This window comes from Vibrio sp. 03_296, assembly GCF_002265885.1.
The window spans coordinates 103,816-125,839 of record NZ_NPKW01000157.1; the positions used below are offsets into that span (position 1 = coordinate 103,816).

Sequence of the window (22,024 nt, forward strand, 5' to 3'; positions counted from 1 at the left end):
ACGCGGGAATCCATTTACCCGCGCGCACCGAGCAGTGCGTTGGGATAAGTACTCACAGCGGAAAACATTCCAAATGCAGAGAGAGCAAGGTGAATGCAGTCGTACCATCAACTCGCAGTGAACGCTTTAGGATGGATCCCCGCCTGCGCGAGGATGACAAGCAAAAGACGAAAGAGACAAGCAGGAAAACCCTTTAGAACACGGAAATCTCTAGTCCGCAGACCACACATTGCGAATATCTGGCCAACCCCAGTTGGTGAGTGCAACGTCATGAAGCACCCCGTGAAAGCGTAGGGTCTGACGATGATGAAACAAAGGAGTAAGCCAACACTCACTAATGAGCAGTGATGCAATCGGCTCTAACTGTTGCAGATACTCGTGCAGTGGTACCTGCTCTCTCAGCAGAGTTAACTGATTGAGCAACCAAGTTTTATCGTTTTCAGTCATGCAGGCATGAAGAATCGGATTACTAAACAGCATGGCAAAGGCCGAAGGGTGTCGATTGTCGTCCAGATTAAGACTGGTGAGCACTAAATCTTCATCCCATTGCTGATCTAAACTGCGTTGATGCAATTCTTGATAGGTATAGCAACGAATAGCCACTTCAATGCCAATCTTGGCTAGCAGCCTAGCAATGGCATTCGCACAAATGTTCAACGCAGTGTAATTGTACACCGCGAGCGTGATTCGCCGAGGCAACGAAACGACGCTGGCCGGTGTTTTGAGTACAGCACGCCAATGTGGCAGCAAATTGGCGGCGTGGACAACGCCAAACATATTGTTGTGAAGTCGGATCTCCTCCTCAATGGCAGACGGGCTGAGCATCTGCATCAAGTAGTGGCGCTGAGCATAATCAAGAGGCTGGGGAGCTCGCTGATTAAAAAGCAGCATCAAACATCCATCTTCTACTCGGCTATGTTGTTGTTCGGAATCATGGTGCTGTCGTTGTTTGGTATTCTTTGTGACGCTGAAACGGCAGGGCATTGGTGGCGATTCTGGATGGTTGGTTTCAATCAACGTCGCGCTTAAGCGCTCTTCATCTACCCGCCAGATGGTCACTTTTTCCGTCAATGCGCGGCACGCATAAAACTGATTAAACGCTTTTAAGCAGAGCTTATTCTCATTGTGCTCCGTTACTTCAAAGGCGCCACTGCCCACAACGGGTATGCGACGCTCGCGAAGGCCAGCAACGTTGTTGAGTTGGCTAACAGGCTGTATCGCGTATTTCACGCCTGTAATAAGCCCTGCAAAACCAAGATCGGGTCGATCAAGGGAGAACACCACCTTAAAAGGGGTTGGCGCTTTGATGTCGACAACATGAGCCAGCTCTTGTTGATGGCTCGGCAAGCGGGACAGTTTGGCAAATAAACTCACAATGCTCGCAGCATCAATAGCGGCGCCGTTGTGAAACGTCAACCCAGGCCGCAGATGGAAAGTCCATTGCAACAAACTCGCATCATAGTGCCAATGGTGCGCCAGTTCTGGTTGAATTTGGCCATGGGTATCAACGGACACCAAACAACAATAGATCTGGCGAATTAAGAAACGCTCGCTGCTGCGCTGTGGAAGATGGGGCAGCAATGGCTCAAACATACGTTTGTAAGTGAGCTGAATGTGCAGCCGGCCTTCTTGCAGTGTCGCGCCTGATGTACGTTTCAATAACTTGGCGAAGGCAATGTCATCATTATCAAGAATAGCGAGGGCTTTTTCGTACTTTCCGATGCGAACCCGTTTTGCCGCCAGCTCTTCTTTCAACGCAATGAGCTCAAAATTCAATACCAGCGATGAACGATGATGACGTCCTGGTTTGGGCGTCCAACTCAGCCAGCCCACTTGGTGCAGCTTTACCAAAAGATTACGCGCATGACGAGTGCTGGTAAAAAGACGATCAGCCAGCTCTGATAGGGTGGTTTTTATTTCATCGCCCACACCTAATGGGGTCAGTCGCGCGTAATAACGCAGTAAGTTGAGATCGGACACACATACCTCGGTGAGCATCATGGAGAGTGACCATTGTAATGAATATTGGTATGGCTAATGGTGAAAACCTTCCGCTCGGTTTGTTCCTCTTTTGCGGGTTTTGAAGCCGTTGAGCGCGTGGCGGGGCAAGAAAAAATGATAAAGCGGAGCGAACGACAACGCATTGCTCAGTTTTTCTCATCATCTTTGCAAGGCAGAATGAAAGGGTAGAGACAACGCAGGAGGGCGATGTATGTACCTAACTCAGAAAACGGAAAAGTACCCCATGGCGGAGTATTACCAGCAAAGGTTACAACAGAGTCATAGTCGTATTGAGCGTTTGGCACTGCTGGCCTTAATGGAGTTGATGTTTGCCCGTTCAGAACCAGAGCAGTCAAGTAAGGATAAACACTAACTCCGCAAGAATAAACGCAGCACTCTTCACTGCTCCTGATGGTTCAAATAGCTTTCCCCCGAAGTCTATGGTTGAGTGCTGCTTTTGCCCAATAAACAACTCCCCCAACCGAAGTTGAGGGAGCGTATCTGAGGCTTACCAGATTAAACGTCCAACGAGACCACCGGGAAATCGATGTCTGTCTCCGCAATGTGGTTTGCGTAGTTGGTAAAGGTGTTCAGTGCGACTTGCGCCAATACTTCAAACAACAGTTCGTTATCGAGCCCCTTCGCTTGTAAACCGGCTAACTGCTCATTTGAGATCACGCCGCGTTGTGTCACCGCCAGTGCTGCAAACTCAACAATCGCTTGATCAACGCCGTTATCGGCTTCTACTTTACGTGCTGCCACGATTTCTTCTTTGGTTAAACCCGTGCTTGACGCAATCAGCGTGTGAGCGGATAGGCAGTATTGACAAGCATTGGCTTGACCGACGGCTAAAGCAACTAATTCACGTTGGCGGGCGGTCAATTTGCCTTTGCCCAGTGAATCACCAAACGCCAGAATTGAGTTCAATACTGTTGGTGAGTGAGCAATGGTGGCGTAGAGGTTTGGTACCATACCGAGTTTCTTTTCGATCGCTGATAGTGTGATTTCGGCTGCGCCTTGTGGGTTAACGAGTTTTTGGATACGAGACATAATGCTTTTCCTTTTTGTGTGTGCTGATTTGTTGAAGAGATATTGACATAAGAAGTAAGACGATTTATCACTAAAAGTCTTATTGGATATACCAAGAGTCTTTTTATGGATGCACTATCGGCACTCGTTCAACACGCCGCACCTAAAGCGAACTTGTTTTTTAGTGGCAATCTTTGTGGCAGCTCGGAAAGCGCAAGCCACGGGCAAGGCGGCCAATTGCACTTATTGAAAAGTGGAGAGCTGAATGTGTATGAGTCGCACGGGCGAAAACATGTGTTAACTGAACCGACACTCATTTTCTACCCAAAGGGACGCAGGCATTCTATTCAGTCACGCACGTTACAAGGCTGCGATCTGGTGTGTGCAACAGTAAGCTTTCAAGATTCCCCTTTATTGAGAGCAATGCCCGAAGTAGTGGTGATTCCGTTAAGTGAATTGACGCATCTTGAATCCGTGCTGAGCTTGCTGTTTGACGAGGCGTTTTCACAGCGCTACGGTTACGTCGCCAGTATCGCGCATTTGTTGGATCTGCTGTTGATTTTGCTGATCCGCCATTTGGTGGCAGAAAACATTTGTCAGGCAGGGGTATTGGCGGCATTGGCTCATCCAAGATTGGCATCATCACTTGAGGTGATGCATAACCAAATGGATCACCCATGGACGATAGAGAGCCTTGCGCGAGAGGCGGGCATGTCGCGCGCCCGTTTTGCGGCCGTTTTCCAGCAGACGTTAGGACAACCCCCGCTAACCTACCTGACGGAAGTTCGTTTACTCAAAGCGCAACAGTTGTTGCTTTCAGGGCAAGCGATAAAGTCGGTCGCGCTGGAGGTGGGCTACAGTGGCAGTGTTGCTTTTACTCGCGCATTTAGCCGATGTTTTGATATCACACCGGCTAAATGGTTAGCGCTTCAGCAAGCACAAGCTCACACGAGCCCTACTGAATAAACGGCATTCGGGAAATAGAAAAGAGACGAAAAGGCTCTTCATGCCACTTCGGGAATCGCTTTTGGCGGCTCTTCCAAATCGGGCTCTTTTTGCACGGTGGGGACTTGACCTTCACCCACGGCGCTGAGGTAACAGCCACTGAGTTTGATGGCGAGATACATATCCGCGCGCAGCAAAATGCCACCTTCACTGGTGCTGATGCCCGTCAATTCGCACCACTGACGAAGGCGTCGTTTACGGCCGGCTAGAATCAAGCGAATTCCCCGTTTTTTCAGCGTCTCATGCACATCCGCGAGTGTTGCCATCACACTTAAATCTAGGTGAGTGAAGCTAGAAACGGCATCCACCACCACACAACCCACGTCTTTGGTGTGTTCTGCGTGTTCAAGTAAGCGGCGCTTGAAATACGGTGCGTTGAAGTAGGTAAGTGGCGAGTTAAAACGGTAGATCACCATGCCTGGGATCGGAGTGGCTTTACCTGTGCCGTCGACGGTGCGAATAGTGCCTTCTTCATCCAAACCAAGCAATTGATCGCTTGGGCGCATAACGATGCGCAAGAACTGGAACAGCCCCAACAACACCGCCAAGGTGATACCCGGTATTACGCCAATCACCAGCACAGAAACAAAAGTGATGGAGGCGAGATAGAAGGCGTCTTTGTCACGTTTCCGTAAGATCCAAATGCCTTTAAGATCAAGCAGCGACAGCGAGGCGATAATCAAGACCACGCCCAGTGAGGCGATAGGAATAAACTGCAATGGCTGGTAGATAAACACGGCGATCACCGCAATGGTGATGGCAGCAATAATGGATACCAGTTGGGATTTTCCTCCGTTGGCATCGTTGACTGCCGTGCGGGAATCGGCGCCGCTGATGGCAAACCCCTGTGAAAAGGCTGAGGCAATATTGGCAAACCCTAAAGCACGGAACTCTTTGTCGGCATCAATATCGTAGCCATTTTTGGCCGCGAAGCTGCGAGCGGTGAGCATCATACTGACAAAGCTCACCATGGCCAAGTTGAGCGCTGGTACCACCAGTTCACGGGTGACGCCCAGTTCAAATTCGGGCGTTTGAAAGTTAGGAAACCCGCCTTGTGTCAGCCCAACAACCGACACCCCGGCTTCTTGCAAACGCAAAAGCCAAACGGAGGAGGTGGTGATGAGGATCGCAAACATCGCCGCAGGCCAACTAGGACGAAATCGCTTGGTGACCAGATAGACAGCCACAGTGGCTACGCTGAGCGCAAGTGTCGGCCAGTGCAAATCTGCCAATCGTTGTGGGGCTTCCCATAAACGCTCGAGTAGATAGCGCTGCTCATATTTCCAGCCTACCACCTTGGCAAACTGGCCAACGATGATGGTGAGTGCCACACCATTGAGTAGCCCCAAGAGGATCGGACGCGAAAGAAAGTCCGCCAAAATGCCCAATTTCAAACGGCTTGCCAGTACGCACCACATTCCGGTCATCGCGGTCATGGTCATCACCAGTTGCCAGTGTTTGGTCGCGTCACCGGCGGCAAGCGGGGTTACCACGGCAGCAATCACCGCACAGGTTGCGGCGTCAGGCCCGACGATCAATTGTCTTGATGTACCCATTAAGGCGTAAACCAACATTGGCAATACACACGAATAGAGACCGACAATCGCAGATACCCCCGTTAATTGGGCGTAGGCAATAGCAACAGGCAGCGCGACGGCCACCACAGAAAAGGCGGCGCGAACGTCATCGGCGAGCCACTCTTTTTGATAGTGTTTTAGTTGGACGAGTCCAGGGAACCACTGCGATAGGATTATTTTGGCCAACAGATCTACCCATAAATGCGGTTAAGTTACTGTAAAGTATACAGCGTTATTTTGTAACATTCGTGAGTTATTTATCGATAACGGAGAGTAAATTCTCTTCCAATGGGAATTTTCGCTGATATCTTGGCAGCATTGACTCATTTCCTAACAAGCCTCCTTGGTGAATATACAGCAGCGTTTTATCTTTATTCTCCTCTAACCAAGATAGCAAGCAGCGCCACATGAGCGGGTCGTATAGGAGGTCAAACTCAATATCGGTGTGATTGAGTAGCGACAACCAGGTTTGGTAGTCCTCTTTATACAGCTTGCCGAAATGGTGCTTGTTGGGTGGGGTAAGGATCTGGGGATGGTCTGTTTCGCCTAATTGCTCAAATTGGCTGGTGAGGTAGCTGTCGCCTCCAACACACGCACAGGTCAAAACATCAATGCCATGAGGTTTAAGGTATTTGTGCAGATAAAGTGCGGTGGTGCCGGTTCCTGACGGGAGCGCGACGACAAATTGTTTCGACGGTTCAAAGCGTGACCAAGTCAGCAGTTCCAAAGCCAGCTGTTTGATGCCTTCTTCTGCCAGTTCAAAGCGCCCACCTTCTGGAACGACATAGCAGGCATCTGATGGTTGTCTTACTTGTTCGATGTATTGCTGAGGATGCATGCCGGGGGCGTGCTGAGAAACCTCGATGATCTCCACGCCGAGCTCTAATGCACCACGATAGTTACCCTGTGGGCGTGAGCGTAGCCATTCTGGTAAGTGGTCGACATAAAACTCGAGTTTCCAACCTTTGATGCGTGCCAACGCGGCCAAAGAAAAGAGAGAGTTTGCTTGCGCGGAGCCATAACTGATCAGAGTGGTGATATTGGGCAAATTGGCGTTCAATAAGCTCATGAATTTTCTTGCCTTATTCCCGCTAAAGTGGGAATGCAACAAGTCGTCACGTTTTAGGTAAAAGGTATGACCGGCGTAACAATGTTGAGTAATGGGGCTGTTATCGAGTTTCATTACGTGTGATGTTATTGACTTAAAAGAAAATAAATATAAATGATAAATTGGAAGGTCGTGTCGCTGCGATTTTAAGCGTTGAGAGAAAAAGTCTCAACACTAAGACGCAACAGCTAGCGATACTTCAGTTCTTAAAAATACTACGTCAAGGCTGGAGCTTTAGAAAACGTGCATTCGAGTTCAGATCAAAACATTCTACGGCTAATTCGTATAATTCCGTTGTGCATCATTACAGGCTTTATGTTGATCTTGGTGGCGGTGATCGTCAATGGCAATAAAAGCCGCACTACGCAATTGATTGAAACACTGCGCAGCGATTTCACCGACAATCAAAAAGCCAATGTTGCACGACAAGTTGAAAGTGTTTATCAGCAGTTAGAGTATGAGCGCGGCCAAACGATTCATGTTCTTAAAGCCTCAGTAAAAGCCCGCACCTTAGAAGCTTATCAAATCATCGAAAGTATATACAAAGCCAATCAACATCTTTCAGAGAAGGAAGTGACTCAACTGGTGATGGAAGCACTGCGTGATGTTCGATTCAACGATGGGCGCGGCTATTATTTTATCTACAAGATGGATGGCACAACGGTCATGCATCCTCTTCGTCCAGATCTAGAACAAACCTCCACATGGGAATTGCAAGACACACAAGGCGGCTATATTGCCCGAGATATTGTGCGCAACATTCGCAGTTCCACTGATGGGGGCGCGTTTTCTCGCTGGTGGTTTCAAAAACCGGGCTTTGGCACGCAAGAGTTTGAGAAAATTGGCTATGCCAAACACTTTGCCCCTTACGATTGGTTTATTGGTACCGGGGAATACACGGTTGATGTGGAAGCGTATATCCAAAAACGGATGCTGAAGTGGCTCTCGGAGTTTCGCTTTGATAGCAACGGCTACATTTTTGTGTTGAATATGGAAGGTGAGACCATCGCTCATATTGACCGTAGCAAGCTGAGTGTGAATCAACCGTACTTATTGCAGCTTTTCCTTGAAGCGCTAGAGAAGACCGGAGATGAAAACGCCGCGTTTGTTCGTTATGAAAGTGCCTATGTGCCGAAAGCCGTGACCAGCGGAGAGAAAATCAGTTACGTCAAAAAGCTGCCGGAATGGGGTTGGGTGATCGGTGGTGGGGTTTATCTGTCGGAGATCGAAAAATTCATTGATAAGCAAGGGCGTGATTTGCGTGACCGCTACCGCTCTGAGCTGTTTAAAATTCTCACGCTTTGTCTGTTATTGGCGTTTGTTTTGGCGTCGTTATCACTGGCAGTCAGTCACTACATTGGCCGTCGTTTTAATCAATATCAAAAACGCATTCGCACCGATTTTAAAAAACTGGAACAGAGCCAAGAGCAGTTGGCCTACCAAGCGAAGCACGATTCTCTCACCAAACTACCAAACCGCTCCTTGCTGGAAGTACAAATTGTGTCAGGCATTCAACGTTGCCGAGTGAGTGGTAAGCAACTGGCGGTGATGTTTGTTGATTTGGATAACTTTAAGAAGGTGAATGATCAACATGGTCACAAAGTGGGTGATGAGCTGCTGCTCAGAGTGGGCGAGAAGTTCAGCCAACTGCTGCGACCGGGTGACAGCGTAGCCCGTTTTGGCGGAGATGAGTTTGTCTTCTGTTTTGCAGAGCTAAGCAGTAAGGAAGAGGCCGAGATGCTGGCAGAAAGCGTTCGACGTTCATTGACCGACCATTTCATTTTGCATGGCGCTTTGGTGTCAACATCGTGCAGCGTTGGTGTGGCGATGTATCCTCAAGATGGTGACAGCGCCGATCAATTAATTGCCAATGCAGACATTGTGTTGTTCCGTTCGAAAGCTCAGCACAAAGGGCAAGTGATGTTCTATGATCAGAGCATTAACGAGCAGGTCCAATACGATTTCCTTTTGGAAGATGAGCTGAAATACGCTATCGAACGCGATGAGCTAGAGGTGTATTACCAGCCGCAAGTGAACCCAAGAACCGGTCAGATTGAAGGCGTTGAGGCGCTGTGTCGATGGACCAATGGCTACCTCGGTGCGGTGTCTCCGATGAAATTCATACAGATCGCCGAAATCTCTGGGCAGATCTTCGCGATTGGTGATTTTGTGCTGCGCAAAGCGTGTTCGGACATGAAGTGGTTAGCGCAAACCACGGGGCGAACCATGCCCGTTTCGATCAATATCTCCCCGAAACAATTACTGCAAAAAGGTTTTGTTAATGGTGTGTATTGCGTAACTCGCGAGTTGGATATTGATTGCTGCTTGATCACCTTAGAGATTACTGAAAACGTGTTTATCGAAGAGTTGGAAGAGGTTAAACCTATCATGGAAGAGCTACGCCAACTCGGCTTCCATATCTCGTTGGATGACTTTGGTACCGGTTTCTCATCGCTCAGTTATTTGAATGCGCTACCCATCAGTGAAATTAAGATTGATCGCTCGTTTGTCAGCAATATGCTCAGTCGATCGCAGAGTGAAAGTTTGGTCAAGACCATCGTGGCGATTGGTCATTCCAACCGAATTATTGTGGTGGCGGAAGGGGTCGAGACGGTTGACCAGCAAATCCGCTTACATCAACTGGGTTGTGACCGTCTACAGGGGTATTTGTTCTCTAAACCCGTGTCACTAAAAGATCTGGTAAACGTCGTTGAAGCCAGCAGAACCGCTAGCGTTTAAGGCGTGACATCAACATACAAAAAGCCAAGGTCGAGACCTTGGCTTTTGAACACTTAGAGGCGCTTTGTGATCACAGACGCCTCTTTTTATTGGCTTTAGCGAGCTCGTGAAGGTTGGTTTCTGCCACCTGCGCGTGGTGAGTTTTTTCCACCTGAGCTTTTCCCACCTGGATTTGCACCAGAGCGCTGTGGATGTTTGCCACCAGTCGCTGAGCCTGAACGCGATGGCGCCGAGTTTGACTGGCCGCCACGTGTTGGTTTTTTGCCTGAACCTGCGTTAGCTTTATCACCTGGGAAACCCGGTTGCGTGCTGGTGTGTTTGGTGGCAAAACGGTTGGCGCCATGACGACCAGACTTGCGACGCTGTGCTGGCGTGCGAGCATCCACATCTTCCGCAGGCACCAAACAGCCCGGTTTATCACCAATCAAATACTTCTTACCCATGGTGATCAGTGCTTCACGGATCAACGGCCAGTTGGCTGGATCGTGGTAACGCAGCAGCGCTTTGTGCAGTCGACGCTGGCGATCCCCTTTGGCTACCGGCACATCTTCACGTTGCTTATACTTAACGCGCTTCAATGGGTTAGTCTCAGAGTAGTACATCGATGTTGCATTACACATTGGCGATGGGTAGAAGTTCTGTACCTGATCACACTCGTAATTGTTTTTCTTCAGCCACAATGCCAAGTTCAACATGTCTTCATCGGTCGTACCCGGGTGCGCAGAGATGAAGTACGGGATCAAATACTGCTTCTTGCCCGCTTCTTGGCTGTACTTATCGAACATTTCTTTGAAGCGATCGTAAGTGCCCATACCCGGCTTCATCATTAGGTCGAGAGGGCCCTTTTCGGTGTGCTCAGGGGCAATTTTCAAGTAACCACCAACGTGGTGCGTGACCAGCTCTTTCACGTATTCAGGAGATTCAATCGCGAGATCATAACGAACGCCAGAGGCGATCATCACTTTCTTCACCCCTTTAACTTGACGCGCTGCGCGGTAGAGGTCGATGGTGTGTTTATGATCGGTATTGAGCTTATGACAGATCCCCGGGAAGACACACGATGGGCGACGACAGTTCGCTTCGGCTTTCGGGTCACTACAACCGAGGCGATACATGTTGGCTGTTGGGCCACCTAAGTCAGAAATAGTGCCCGTAAAGCCGGGGACTTTATCTCGGATCTCTTCGAGCTCAGTTAAGATCGACTCTTGTGAACGGTTTTGGATGATGCGCCCTTCGTGCTCGGTGATTGAGCAGAATGAACAGCCACCAAAACAGCCACGCATGATGTTGACTGAGGTTTTGATCATGTCGTAGGCAGGAATCTTCGCCTTACCATATTTCGGGTGCGGAACGCGCGCATATGGCAAACCGAACACATAATCCATCTCTTCGGTGGTCAGCGGGATCGGCGCTTGGTTTACCCAAAGCTCACGATTACCGTGACGCTGGATCAGTGCGCGGCCAGAATAAGGGTTGGTTTCCAAGTGAAGGATACGGCTGGCGTGCGCATAAAGAATACGGTCGTTTTGCAGCTTCTCGAAACTTGGCAAACGCACCGCCGTGGTCGCAGCGTCGTGACGCGAAGGACGAATAGTAATCGGCTGTGCTTTGGGCTCTTCCGATTTGGTTTCGCACTGTGTTTCCACTTCATAAGGGTTTGGCGGAATAAAGGCTTCTTTACGTGGCTTCTCGATGCGCGAGGAATCGATGATGGTGTAGCCTTCTGGCTCTGCCGCAAGGTTAACCGCGGTGCCACGAATGTTGGTCATTTGAGCGATCTCTTCGCCTTCAGCCAAACGATGCGCCACTTCCACCAATGCACGCTCCGCGTTACCAAACAACAAAATGTCCGCTTTGGCATCAAGCAAAACAGAGCGACGCACTTTGTCGGACCAGTAATCGTAGTGAGCAACACGGCGTAGGCTTGCTTCGATGCCGCCTAAAACGATAGGTACGTCTTTATAGGCTTCACGACAACGCTGCGAGTAAACAAGTGTGGCGCGATCTGGGCGCTTGCCACCTTCATTATTTGGCGTGTAGGCGTCATCGTGACGTAATTTGCGATCTGAAGTGTAGCGGTTGATCATCGAGTCCATGTTGCCGGAGGTGACACCAAAAAACAGGTTTGGTTTACCAAGCAACATGAAGTCGGTTTTATCTTGCCACTGTGGTTGAGCAATGATGCCAACGCGAAAGCCTTGCGCTTCCAGTAAGCGACCGATGATCGCCATACCAAAACTTGGATGGTCGACATAAGCATCGCCAGTGACTAGAACAATGTCACAGCTATCCCAACCCAATGCGTCCATCTCTTTTCTGCTGGTTGGCAGAAAAGGGGCGGTGCCAAAACATTCGGCCCAATATTTTTTGTGGGTATGGATAGGGGTAATATCGCTGTGCATAAAATAACCTCAGATTTTGCGAGCGCGAATTATAGCGGCTTGTGAGACCACTATCCACAACTACATAACCCAAGTTTTTGGCAGGGTATTAAGAGCGTGATTCGATATAAAAAAGAGTGCGTTTTTCAGTTAACTTCAAAGTTGAGACATTTTGCATCGGCTATACTTATGAAACTGGTGGTTTATAAGGGGTAACGCTATGGATAGCAAAACAGTTCAAACAGAGAACAAAAATGGCACTCATACCCTTTCTTTGCCTAAGTTAGGTGAAATCGATTGGCAGCTTAATCTGGATTCAAAAGAGTTTCATGCTGATGAAAACGCATTTGTTACCGTATTTGGGCTTGAAAGAAACATTTTGCACGCAGAGGAAGTGCTAAAGCGATTGGCACCCAGCCAGCGGCAAATCGCGATTGATACTTTTCGCCATGTGATGAAGAGTGGTGAATCGCAAGTATTCCGTTGCTGCCTTGTCTCTCCATTAGAGCGTGTTCATTTTGTTGAGTTTTACGTCGAGAAAAAAAATAGCCAGACCTTAGTTGGTACACTGACGCCACTTCTAACAATAGAGTCCTGTATGCAAGTGGCAGAAGTCTTTTATTCTCTGTTTGAAAACCCTCACCATGGCGTGCTTATTACGGATGAAAACACCAGAATATTGGTGTGCAATAAATATTTTGAACATACCACGGGCTATCAAAGGAAGGATATTGCCGGTTTAAAAACCAGTATTTTTAATGCCGAGAAACACTCGGACCTATACTACCAAAACTTATGGAAGCAGCTTACCGAGCTAAATTATTGGTCCGGTGAGATCCTTACTCGAACATGCTCGGGAGACAATGTACCGCAAGAGTTAACGATTCAGAAGATTAATGATGGGATAGGAGGTGCTTACTATATAGGGATCAGTTCCAACCTTTCAGAGCGATTACATAGCATTAATGACAAAGATAATGGTGGTATTGACCTTCTTACTCAACTACCGAGAAAAGAACGCTTTCTTGATCAACTAGAGGGGTTGTGCCAAAGCAATAATAGTGATGTCGGCCTTATTATGCTTGCCATCCAACCTAAGTATGTTGAAGATAACCCATCGGCGATAAAAAAAGAATTTGCCCGTTTTTTACAAAATGGTTCAGGCGCAACCTTATGTGGCTATTTGGGTTCAGATAGATTTGTCGTGTGTTTAAAATTTTCGAAAACACAGGTCGCGCATATTCGCCAGATCAACCAGACCATAAAGCGTTTTTTCTCAAGCTTCCGAATGGCAGAAAATGAAATATCAAACGCTTTGACTCAAGGGAGTATTGGTATATCGGTACTCGGTATTGATGCCAAAACGCCACGCAGTTTGTTCTCCCATGCCAATCAAGCGTTGCTAGAAATGCATTCTGGTCACAAACATCGCGTCTCGTTCTATGATCAAGCGATTCACAAGCAGATAGAGCAAAAAAAAGCGACTGAAATCAAACTCACTGATGTGATTCTCAAGCAAAAAATAGACGTGTTCTATCAGCCAATTATTGATTTGAACTTATGGGAAGTCTCGAAGTTCGAAGCATTATGTCGATTCCCAGAAGAGTTAAGCTGCGAAACATCGGTGCAAGAACTGATTAATATCGCAGAAGACCTTGACTTGATTGAAGAGTTGGATGTTGCCGTTGCGAAAAAAGCACTAGATGCGCTGCCCGAGCTGCAGAAATCGTTTGGCGATCAGGTCGGGATTACATTTAATCGCTCAGTTCATACCTCTGCGAGCATCGCTCATATTCTTAGCCAAACAGCGAAAATGATTGTTGAGAGCCAAGTCTCTCCGAGCAAGGTGACGGTTGAGATCACCGAAAATGCTTATTTTGAAAGTGAAGAGCAACAAGCCAATGGGCTGAGAGAGTTACGTGAAGCAGGTGTTACGTTGGCCGTCGATGATTTTGGTACTGGATACTCTTCCTTTGAGTATCTGAATCGATGCAACTTTGATGTTTTAAAAATAGATCGCGCCTTTATTAAAGACATTCAAGTCAATTCAAATCAGTTTCGTATTGTGAAATCGCTGACAGAGCTTTCACATCAACTCGGGTTAAAAGTCGTGGCGGAAGGCGTTGAAACTGAGCACGAGTTGACGCTTATGGTTCAAGTTGGAGTCGATTATGCTCAGGGCTACTTCTTTTCTAAACCTTTTGCGCTTAATAGTGATTCAAGTGAAGAGTTTGGTCAGTTTGACTTAACTGTATTTCCTAAACAGTTCGGTGAAAGAGGTGGGTTGCTACAGCTCGTTACCCCTAATGTGCCACATCTGGACCCTGGAGACCCTATTTCTCTTGCTCACGAGTATTTTGAAAGAGAAGAACTCAACATTTTACCTGTTGTTGCAGAAAGAGTTTGTGTTGGATTTATTGACAGAGAAGCGTTGAATCTGCACTTAACGCCCGCAATGGGAACGGACTTAGAATCAATGAAAGAAGCAACAATTTGGAAAAAAAGAGTAAATCAAGTCATGGTTTTAGGTTTTTCTGAAGTGAACTGGCAAACTCGTCTGAGTGCGCTGCCTAGCATAATGAGCCAAAATGAAACATTTCCTTGGATACTGATCGACGAACGTGGGCATTACAAAGGGGTAATAGAGATGCATTCATTACTTCGATATTTAAAAGAGAAGATCATGTAAATCGGCTGGTGCAATCGTTCCTCATCACCTAATTTTAAAGAGGCTAGGGTTTTTATTAACGTCAACGCAGTGGCTAGCGTGAGGTTCGTTAAGGAAAAACTATGTTACAACCTTCCAGAGGAGAGTGGCGATCTGGCGAACATTCCACCAAGTCATCATCGTATGGCTGGCAATGGAAACACGGTGATGCGTGCTTACATGTTGATGAAGCGCTGTTTCGTCATTTTTGGCGTATTGGACTGAGTGAGGATGTCAGCGCGTTATTTTGGTCTTCGTTTGCCACCATCGACAAACTGCAATTACTCAACTTGCTTGACCGAGCGTGCCAATCCAAAAAATCAGGCAGCTACCGTTGTTGGATTAGCCTCAACTCGGTCAGCCATTATGTGCTGTTTCGATTTGTTCCCCAAGCGGAGAATGCCGTAGAGGGGGAAATCCGCAAACTGTTTAGTGTCGATACCAAAGGGAATGAGTTTTCGACGCTGTTTCGCCAAGCGTTCGACAATGATCATCATGGCATTCTGCTCACAGATGCCACAACGCAGATCTTGCTGTGCAATCGCTACTTCGAAAATCACACAGGTTACAAGCTCAATCAAATTGTTGGGCAGCGCGCGTCGATTTTGGATTCAGGTAAGCACAGCGATGAGTTTTATCAAAGCATCTCTGAAGAGGTAAACAGCAAAGGGTTGTGGCAAGGCGTGGTGCTTATTCGTACCTTTGGCGGTGCGATTGTGCCGCAGGAACTGACGCTGCAAAAACTCACTTGCGACGATAAAGTCTATTACCTTGGTTTGTATGTTGATTTCTCTGACCGACTTTATCGAATTGCTGACATGGAACATGGCGGCGTTGAGTTGTTGACACAACTGCCAACCGAAAAGCAGTTTACCCAGCAACTGACGGTACGCTGGATGGACTCGAACAATGATGATTTGTTAATGGTGCTGGCATTTTTGCCCAACTTCGCGGCAGGTGATGAATACGAACTGAAACAGCGCCTGTCAGAAAGCTTGGAGAAAAACCGCATCAGTAGCGCTGTGGGTTATTTAGGCGGCAATCACTTTGTTGCGGCGATCGAATGTAACAAAAGCCAAGGACCGAATCAGGTTCAAATCATTCATCAAACCATCCGTAAGTTTTTCGCTCAACTGACCCATTTGAGTGGTGAGGAAGTGCAAAATGCGGTGTTGGGCGGGAAAGTGGGGGTTTCGATACTTGGGCATGATACGCAAAACCCTAAAGTGATGGTGTCACACGCGGTACAAGCCATGCTTGAGCACGATGGTCAGCATAAAGGTATGATCACCTTCTATCACGGTTCGATTCACCGAGAAGTGCTGCGCAGAAGAGAGTTGGAAGAGCTGGTGGTGCGCTCGATCAAAGAGGAGTCGGTAGACGTGTTTTACCAGCCGATCGTCGATACGGCGACGTGGGATATCGCCAAGTTTGAAGCGCTGTGCCGTTTTAAAGACAAACATGGCCAGTGGCAGAATACTCAAGAAATGGTTGGCATTGCTGAAGATCTTGAAATGGTTGCCGATCTGGATTGGACAGTAGGCAAGAAATCGCTCGAAGGGTTAAAAGTTATCCACCAACGTTTTGGTCGGCGGATTGGCATTACCATCAACCGTTCGCTCAACACCAAGTTGGGTGCTGAAGAGGTGTTGCAAAATGCCGAGCAGATGGTTTGCATGTACGCCGATACACCTGAGTTAGTGACAATAGAGCTGACGGAAAGCGCGTATTTTGATAGCGAGTCGAACCAATCGGAATTGATAAAACGCATTCGTCACATGGGGGTGAGCGTCGCCATTGATGATTTCGGCACAGGGTATTCCTCTTTCACCTATCTGAGTGATTGCAACTTTGATTTGCTCAAAATCGACAGAGAGTTTGTGACCAATATTCGCATTGGTACGCACAAATATCACATCGTCCGAATGATCACGGAGCTATCCCATACCCTTAACGTGAAAGTGGTGGCCGAAGGCGTGGAAACCAAACAGGAATTGGAAGTCTTGTGTGGGTTAGGGGTGGATTTCATTCAAGGCTACTTTTTCTCTAAGCCCCTGCCTTTGGATCAACTGCACTTAGCTTGGAACTATCAAGCTCAACTGAGTGACTTCCTTGAAAGTAACGAGAGTGTGCGAAGCATGGGCGTGCTAAGGCTCTCTTTAGCGACGCAAAGCACGCTTGGGCCTCAAGACACCCTTGGGCAAGCAAAAGCGCTTTTGGATGCGGGCACCCTTACGGTGATACCGATTGTGGATGATGATGAATGCCTTGGCATTGTTGATAGCGAAACGCTCAATTTGCATCTTTCCGCTACGTTAGGCACAAAACTGGAAACCATGAAAGATCTCTCGATCTCGAAACGGACACTAAATCAGGTGATGAAGACCCAGTTCTCGAGCATCAGCTACCAGACCAAAGCGGTGGATATCGGCGAGTTGATTGTTCAAGAGTTACCATTCCCTTGGGTAGTGTTGGATGAGTTGGGCAAATACATGGGCGTTGTGACGCAAAAAGAGGTGCTGCGTTACTTTGCTCAGGGATGTTAGGCATGTGGCAATCTGAAGGACATCAATTGCTGTTCGATAAGGCTTTGGGTATCATGCCTGCCCAGTTTTAATCGCATAGCGTTATTCATCATGGTTCAGTTCTTACTCTCTTCGTTTGCTCCAATGTTACTAGGAGCACAACTTGTTTTGACTCTTGTTTTGGTTAAAGGCGATATTTGCCCGGGCCAACGTGGCCGCATTCATAAACTGCTTCCTGCGATTGGTTTGATGTGGATGGCGGTCTCTTCCATTGAGATTGCTGCATTTTTAGTGGTGTTTGCCATTTTCTATTTCTACTCCAAAGTACAAACTGGCAAAACGCGTGATGCAGGGCCACTTTGGGTTCTCTACTTAGCCGATGGCTTAGCGGTGTCGTTTGTTGCGATTCAGGCGATGAAGCAACCCATGTGGGGGGCGTCTGTGGCGACGGTGATGATGGTGGTACTGCTTGGCGCGGCGTTTGCGCACTTGTTGTTAGTGATTGCTCGCTCACGTTTGCAAGCCTTCCACCGCATTTTGCCGTTTAGCGGTACTGTGGCGGCGATGGGTCTAGCGCTTTCGTTGCTGGCTGTTGCGTCTGGCTTTGATGAACAGGCACAGACTCAAGCCATCACCTTGATTCTCACCAGCCTAGCGCTGGTCATTGGCGGCATTGTTGTGTGGTGTTGGCATATTTTCACCGGAAAAACCGCCAGCAAACTTCAGCTTTCAACCTCGTGGCTGATGGTAGTGGCTGCCACCGTCTCTATGCAGATTTTGTTTGTGGTGAATGGATAAGTCTCATCTCTGACGAACATTCAAACATTTAGACCCGCTTCACTTTATCCACTTGAAATAGTGACTACGCTTAATAGAGATGTACCAACAAAGGAGCGTAGTCATGGATCTGAGTAACGTCGCCCGTTTAGACAGCATTATTCTACTGGGCATCGTCAACGAGAAGTTACGACTGGAATGCGACAGCTTTGAAGATCTGGTCAGCATGTACGAAATGGACGTTGAGCAAGTGGTTGGCAAACTGGATGTATTGGGCTACCAATACGATCCGCTCACCAACCAGTTCAAATCATACTCTCGCTAGTGACCATTCCCTTAAGCCATCTTGATGCCATCAAGATGGCTTTTGCATTGTTGTCTTGCCGTCGCAAAGAAGGCTTGAAGATAGCGTTTGTCTTTATCGGCATTGCGTGTGGCGGCAAACAGTCGTCGCCACAATCCCTTACCTAATGGAATACTGGTGATCAGCCCTTGGCGAGAAAATTCGCTGATCGCCCAGTTGGGCAAAGCCGCAACCCCCAAGCCGGCGGAAACCATCTGCACCAGCATCAGTGTGTTGTCTGCTTGTTTCCAGCGAGCGGGCTCGATACCGGCGGGCGCCAAAAAGTGTTTCACCACGTCTAAACGTTGTTTTTGTACCGGATAAGTCAACATGGTCTGATCGGCGAGATCGTCAGGTTGTAAGCGCTCTTTGCTTGAAAGAGGATGGTTGGTTGCGGTAATCAGGCGCATTTCAAAATCAAACAGTGGCTCGTAATGCACTTCAGAGCGAGGCTGGATATCGGACGTGATCACCAAATCCAGTTCACCAGCCATCAAAGCGGGTAGGGGCTCAAAGCCAAAACCGGAGGAAAAATCGAGGGTTACGCTCGGCCAGGTCAACTGATATTCCTTGAGAGCCGGCATGAGCCACTGGAAGCAGGAGTGGCATTCAATCGCCATGTGTAAGCGGCCATTCACGTCTTCTTTTAAGCTCGCCAACTCATTCTCTGCTCTGGCTAACTTCGGCAATATCTCGTCGGCTAAGCGCAGCAAAATTTCCCCTTCTGAGGTGAACTTAACGGGGCGAGTTTTGCGCAAAAAGAGTTGCCCACCAATGCGCGCTTCCAAATCTTTAATTTGATGCGAGAGCGCCGATTGAGTGAGATGCAGTGAGGTCGCTGTGGCGGTTAATGAGCCTGTGTCTCGCAATGACGTTAGTGTTTTTAAGTGTTTTAGCTCAATCATGAATCCCTCTCAACCAATCGCTCGTTACATGAGCCTTTTTAACTTACCCAGTTTTTTTGGAGCTGTAAACATCTAGACGTCTATTTATTTTTTGCTGATGTTTCTTTTCTTATGATGAATTTTTCTAATAAACAAGTTGAATAATTGGAGATTGTCGAAACGCGAGGTTAGCGAGATAGTTTAGCCATCCGGACATCTCAAAGGGTGTGACGAATAAGATGTATTGCATCCGCTCAGCAGCCGTTTGTGAGCCGCCTAACCATCCCAGCATAGAAAAATTACGCATAAAAAATAAGGAATTTGACATGACAACGACCACGCATATCCTCGGCTATCCCCGTATCGGCGAAAAACGCGAACTCAAATTTGCCCAAGAAAAATATTGGCGCGGTGAAATCGACCAAGCTGAACTGAAAAAAGTCGGTGCGAAGTTGCGCCACAAAAACTGGCAAACTCAAGCCTCGGCAGGGCTTAGCTTTGCCGTCGCAGGGGACTTCGCATGGTACGACCATGTTCTGACCACCACCTTGTTGCTTGGCCATGTGCCAAAACGCCATCGTCATGGCTTCCCCGATTTGGATACCTTGTTCCGAGTAGGCCGTGGTCAGTCGCAATCGAGCTGTGCTTGTCATGGTGCGGCCGCGTCAGACATGACGAAATGGTTCAACACCAACTATCACTACATCGTGCCAGAGTTCAGTAAGGAGGACACCTTTGAAGTCAGCTGGCCGCAATTGTTTGAAGAAGTGAACGAAGCCGTACAAGCTGGCCACAAAGTAAAACCGGTGCTGCTTGGTCCACTGAGTTATCTCTACCTTGGGAAGGAAATTGAAGACGGATTTGACCGCTTAACACTGTTACCTCGTTTGCTCACCGCATACCAAGCGATTTTGGCCAAGTTGGCCAAGCAAGGTGTTGAATGGGTGCAAATTGATGAACCTATTCTTGCACTTGAGTTGGAAAAACCTTGGCTTGATGCATTTAAGCTTGCTTACCAAGTGATCCGCAGCGAGGTAAAAGTGCTGCTGACCACCTATTTTGACTCTGTGGTTGATTCTCTTGATCGTATTGTCGAGCTCTCAGTGGACGGCCTTCATGTCGACCTTTCTGCCGCACCTGAGCAGTTGGATGCGGTGCTGGCTAAGTTGCCGCAAAATTGGGTGCTGTCGCTCGGGGTTATCAATGGTCGGAATGTGTGGCGTTCGGACGTCAAAACGCAGCTAGCGCGACTTCAGCCGGTGAAAGCCGCATTGGGCGAGCGCCTTTGGGTCGCCAGTTCATGTTCTCTGCTGCATTCACCGGTGGATTTAGATCTAGAAGCGGGTTTGTCTACAGAAGTGCGTAGCTGGTTTGCTTTTGCTAAACAAAAAGTGTCGGAAGTGGTGCTACTGGGTAAAGCGCTGGATGGTGATGTGGCGGCGATTGCACAGTGTGAGGCGTACAGCCAGCCAATCCAAGCACGCAAGTCGGCTGCTCATGTACACAAAGCAACGGTGCAGTCACGAGTGAAGGCGATTACTGCGGAGCTTGCGCAGCGCAGTGTGCCTTATGCTGAGCGTGCGCGACATCAAGCTGAGGTACTGCAGTTGCCGTTATTGCCAACCACGACGATTGGTTCTTTCCCGCAAACCAGTGAGATTCGTGTTCAGCGCAGTGCCTATCGCAGTGGTCAGCTTTCTTCAGCAGAGTATGAACAGGCGCTAAAGGGCCACATAGCGGATGCGGTAAAACGCCAAGAAGCGCTCGATCTCGATGTGCTTGTGCACGGTGAAGCGGAGCGCAACGACATGGTTGAGTATTTTGCTGAACACTTGGCGGGCTTCCAAACCACGCAATTTGGTTGGGTGCAAAGCTACGGTTCGCGCTGTGTGAAACCTGCTATTGTGGTTGCTGATATTGAGCGTGAGCAGCCTATCACGGTGGGTTGGTCTACTTACGCGCAGTCGCTCACTTCAAAACAGATGAAAGGGATGCTGACAGGTCCGGTGACGATTCTATGCTGGACGTTCCCGCGTGAAGACATCAGCCGTAAAGCGATTGCCCAGCAACTGGCGTTGGCGCTTCGTGATGAGGTGTCGGATCTGCAAGATGCAGGCATCAATATCATTCAAATTGATGAACCGGCGATTCGTGAAGGTCTGCCACTGAAAAAGCGTGATCATCAGAGTTACCTAGATTGGGCGGTCGAAGCGTTTCGCATTTCAGCGGCGAGTGCGAGGCCAGAAACGCAGATCCACACGCATATGTGTTACAGCGAGTTCAACGAAATCATTGAGTCGGTGGCGGCATTGGATGCCGATGTGATTACCATCGAAACGTCACGCTCGAATATGGAACTGCTTAAAGCATTTGAAGAGTTCAACTACCCAAATGAAATTGGTCCGGGTGTGTATGATATCCACTCACCAAACATTCCAAGCGAAGAGTGGATTGTCGATCTCGTGAAAAAAGCGGCGCAGAAGATCCCAGTAGAGCGCTTGTGGGTAAACCCAGACTGCGGTTTGAAAACACGCAACTGGCCAGAAACCGAAGCAGCGTTGGCAAACTTGGTGTCTGCAGCAAAACGCCTGAGAAACGAGTTCGCCGAGGAGACTCGCGCTGTGAATCACGAGGCAGTGGCAGTCGTAGAAACAGAAGCTTAAAGCGAGCGCGTAAAGAGACAGAATGAGTCATAAAACAAAAGGGGTTGGCATAGTGCCAACCCCTCAGATTGATGACGAACCCCGCTTTTTAAGTGGGGTTCTTTTTTGGAAGCGACCGTAGGTCGCGATCGTGATTTTTTTTGTTATATCGTGCGCAGAAGTTTCCATTCATTACATGGGTATACAGAAGCAAGTATCTGCCTTATTTCTGCCATATTTAAGCCCATTTTTCGTAGATAGTTCACCACCAACGCTATCTTYTTGATGTTTTGGGCTGCCGCTGCC

At 48.2% G+C, this 22,024-nt stretch carries 14 protein-coding genes; 8 read left to right on the forward strand and 6 right to left on the reverse strand.

The window, feature by feature from the left end:
* Positions 1-210: 210 nt before the first annotated feature.
* A complete protein-coding gene (locus tag CIK04_RS21945; RefSeq protein WP_176463400.1) occupies positions 211-1,980 on the reverse strand; it encodes an SgrR family transcriptional regulator in 1,770 nt (589 codons plus the stop codon).
* Positions 1,981-2,212: 232 nt separating this feature from the next.
* On the opposite strand from CIK04_RS21945, the gene CIK04_RS32805 reads away from it, so the two are divergent.
* Positions 2,213-2,374: a hypothetical protein gene (locus tag CIK04_RS32805; RefSeq protein WP_017421936.1), complete on the forward strand. Its 162-nt coding sequence runs from the start codon at positions 2,213-2,215 to the stop codon at positions 2,372-2,374.
* Between the two features lie 143 nt (positions 2,375-2,517).
* Here the strand turns inward: CIK04_RS32805 and CIK04_RS21950 are convergent, their stop codons facing one another.
* Positions 2,518-3,051 carry a carboxymuconolactone decarboxylase family protein gene (locus tag CIK04_RS21950; RefSeq protein WP_026130710.1) on the reverse strand — a complete coding sequence of 178 codons (534 nt, stop codon included), beginning with the start codon at positions 3,049-3,051 and terminating at the stop codon, positions 2,518-2,520.
* 105 nt (positions 3,052-3,156) lie between these two features.
* Between CIK04_RS21950 and CIK04_RS21955 the strand changes: the two genes are divergently transcribed.
* Positions 3,157-3,996: a cupin domain-containing protein gene (locus CIK04_RS21955; protein ID WP_097352976.1), complete on the forward strand. Its 840-nt coding sequence runs from the start codon at positions 3,157-3,159 to the stop codon at positions 3,994-3,996.
* Between the two features lie 38 nt (positions 3,997-4,034).
* Here CIK04_RS21955 and CIK04_RS21960 read toward each other — a convergent pair whose 3' ends face one another.
* The gene (locus tag CIK04_RS21960; protein WP_038939744.1) at positions 4,035-5,798 is read right to left on the reverse strand and encodes a SulP family inorganic anion transporter; all 1,764 of its coding nucleotides are present in this window, start codon (positions 5,796-5,798) and stop codon (positions 4,035-4,037) included.
* 67 nt (positions 5,799-5,865) lie between these two features.
* Entirely contained in the window at positions 5,866-6,795 is a 930-nt protein-coding gene (locus CIK04_RS21965) for a pyridoxal-phosphate dependent enzyme (RefSeq protein WP_097352977.1), read from the reverse strand.
* A gap of 219 nt (positions 6,796-7,014) precedes the next feature.
* Between CIK04_RS21965 and CIK04_RS21970 the strand changes: the two genes are divergently transcribed.
* Positions 7,015-9,459, forward strand: a complete 2,445-nt coding sequence (locus CIK04_RS21970) for a cache domain-containing protein (RefSeq protein WP_325205731.1) — start codon at positions 7,015-7,017, stop codon at positions 9,457-9,459.
* A gap of 95 nt (positions 9,460-9,554) precedes the next feature.
* Here CIK04_RS21970 and CIK04_RS21975 read toward each other — a convergent pair whose 3' ends face one another.
* Complete coding sequence (locus CIK04_RS21975) at positions 9,555-11,861, reverse strand: YgiQ family radical SAM protein (protein ID WP_017421931.1); 2,307 nt, start codon at positions 11,859-11,861, stop codon at positions 9,555-9,557.
* 577 nt (positions 11,862-12,438) lie between these two features.
* Here CIK04_RS21975 and CIK04_RS21980 point away from each other — a divergent pair.
* The 4 genes from CIK04_RS21980 to CIK04_RS21995 all read left to right on the forward strand — a co-directional run bounded on the left by CIK04_RS21980 (position 12,439) and on the right by CIK04_RS21995 (position 18,174).
* Positions 12,439-14,529 carry an EAL domain-containing protein gene (locus tag CIK04_RS21980; protein ID WP_232708674.1) on the forward strand — a complete coding sequence of 697 codons (2,091 nt, stop codon included), beginning with the start codon at positions 12,439-12,441 and terminating at the stop codon, positions 14,527-14,529.
* 101 nt (positions 14,530-14,630) lie between these two features.
* On the forward strand, positions 14,631-17,093 hold the full coding sequence (locus CIK04_RS21985) for an EAL domain-containing protein (protein ID WP_097352980.1): 2,463 nt from the start codon (positions 14,631-14,633) through the stop codon (positions 17,091-17,093).
* Positions 17,094-17,183: 90 nt separating this feature from the next.
* Positions 17,184-17,870, forward strand: a complete 687-nt coding sequence (locus tag CIK04_RS21990; RefSeq protein ID WP_097352981.1) for a hypothetical protein — start codon at positions 17,184-17,186, stop codon at positions 17,868-17,870.
* Between the two features lie 103 nt (positions 17,871-17,973).
* Entirely contained in the window at positions 17,974-18,174 is a 201-nt protein-coding gene (locus tag CIK04_RS21995) for a DUF4250 domain-containing protein (protein ID WP_039539839.1), read from the forward strand.
* Positions 18,175-18,185: 11 nt separating this feature from the next.
* Here the strand turns inward: CIK04_RS21995 and metR are convergent, their stop codons facing one another.
* The gene (gene metR / locus CIK04_RS22000; RefSeq protein WP_097352982.1) at positions 18,186-19,097 is read right to left on the reverse strand and encodes an HTH-type transcriptional regulator MetR; all 912 of its coding nucleotides are present in this window, start codon (positions 19,095-19,097) and stop codon (positions 18,186-18,188) included.
* Positions 19,098-19,402: 305 nt separating this feature from the next.
* On the opposite strand from metR, the gene metE reads away from it, so the two are divergent.
* Positions 19,403-21,739, forward strand: coding sequence for a 5-methyltetrahydropteroyltriglutamate--homocysteine S-methyltransferase (gene metE / locus CIK04_RS22005; protein ID WP_097352983.1), 2,337 nt, complete (start codon positions 19,403-19,405; stop codon positions 21,737-21,739).
* Positions 21,740-22,024 lie beyond the last annotated feature (285 nt).

What these genes read in the sequence shown, in the direction of transcription:
- CIK04_RS32805 (WP_017421936.1), top strand. Translation starts at nt 2,213, where the DNA reads ATGTACCTAACTCAGAAAACGGAAAAGTACCCCATGGCGGAGTATTAC.
- CIK04_RS21950 (WP_026130710.1), bottom strand. Translation starts at nt 3,051, where the DNA reads ATGTCTCGTATCCAAAAACTCGTTAACCCACAAGGCGCAGCCGAAATC.
- CIK04_RS21955 (WP_097352976.1), top strand. Translation starts at nt 3,157, where the DNA reads ATGGATGCACTATCGGCACTCGTTCAACACGCCGCACCTAAAGCGAAC.
- CIK04_RS21965 (WP_097352977.1), bottom strand. Translation starts at nt 6,795, where the DNA reads ATGAAACTCGATAACAGCCCCATTACTCAACATTGTTACGCCGGTCAT.
- CIK04_RS21975 (WP_017421931.1), bottom strand. Translation starts at nt 11,861, where the DNA reads ATGCACAGCGATATTACCCCTATCCATACCCACAAAAAATATTGGGCC.
- CIK04_RS21980 (WP_232708674.1), top strand. Translation starts at nt 12,439, where the DNA reads ATGCAAGTGGCAGAAGTCTTTTATTCTCTGTTTGAAAACCCTCACCAT.
- CIK04_RS21985 (WP_097352980.1), top strand. Translation starts at nt 14,631, where the DNA reads ATGTTACAACCTTCCAGAGGAGAGTGGCGATCTGGCGAACATTCCACC.
- CIK04_RS21990 (WP_097352981.1), top strand. Translation starts at nt 17,184, where the DNA reads ATGGTTCAGTTCTTACTCTCTTCGTTTGCTCCAATGTTACTAGGAGCA.
- CIK04_RS21995 (WP_039539839.1), top strand. Translation starts at nt 17,974, where the DNA reads ATGGATCTGAGTAACGTCGCCCGTTTAGACAGCATTATTCTACTGGGC.
- metR (WP_097352982.1), bottom strand. Translation starts at nt 19,097, where the DNA reads ATGATTGAGCTAAAACACTTAAAAACACTAACGTCATTGCGAGACACA.
- metE (WP_097352983.1), top strand. Translation starts at nt 19,403, where the DNA reads ATGACAACGACCACGCATATCCTCGGCTATCCCCGTATCGGCGAAAAA.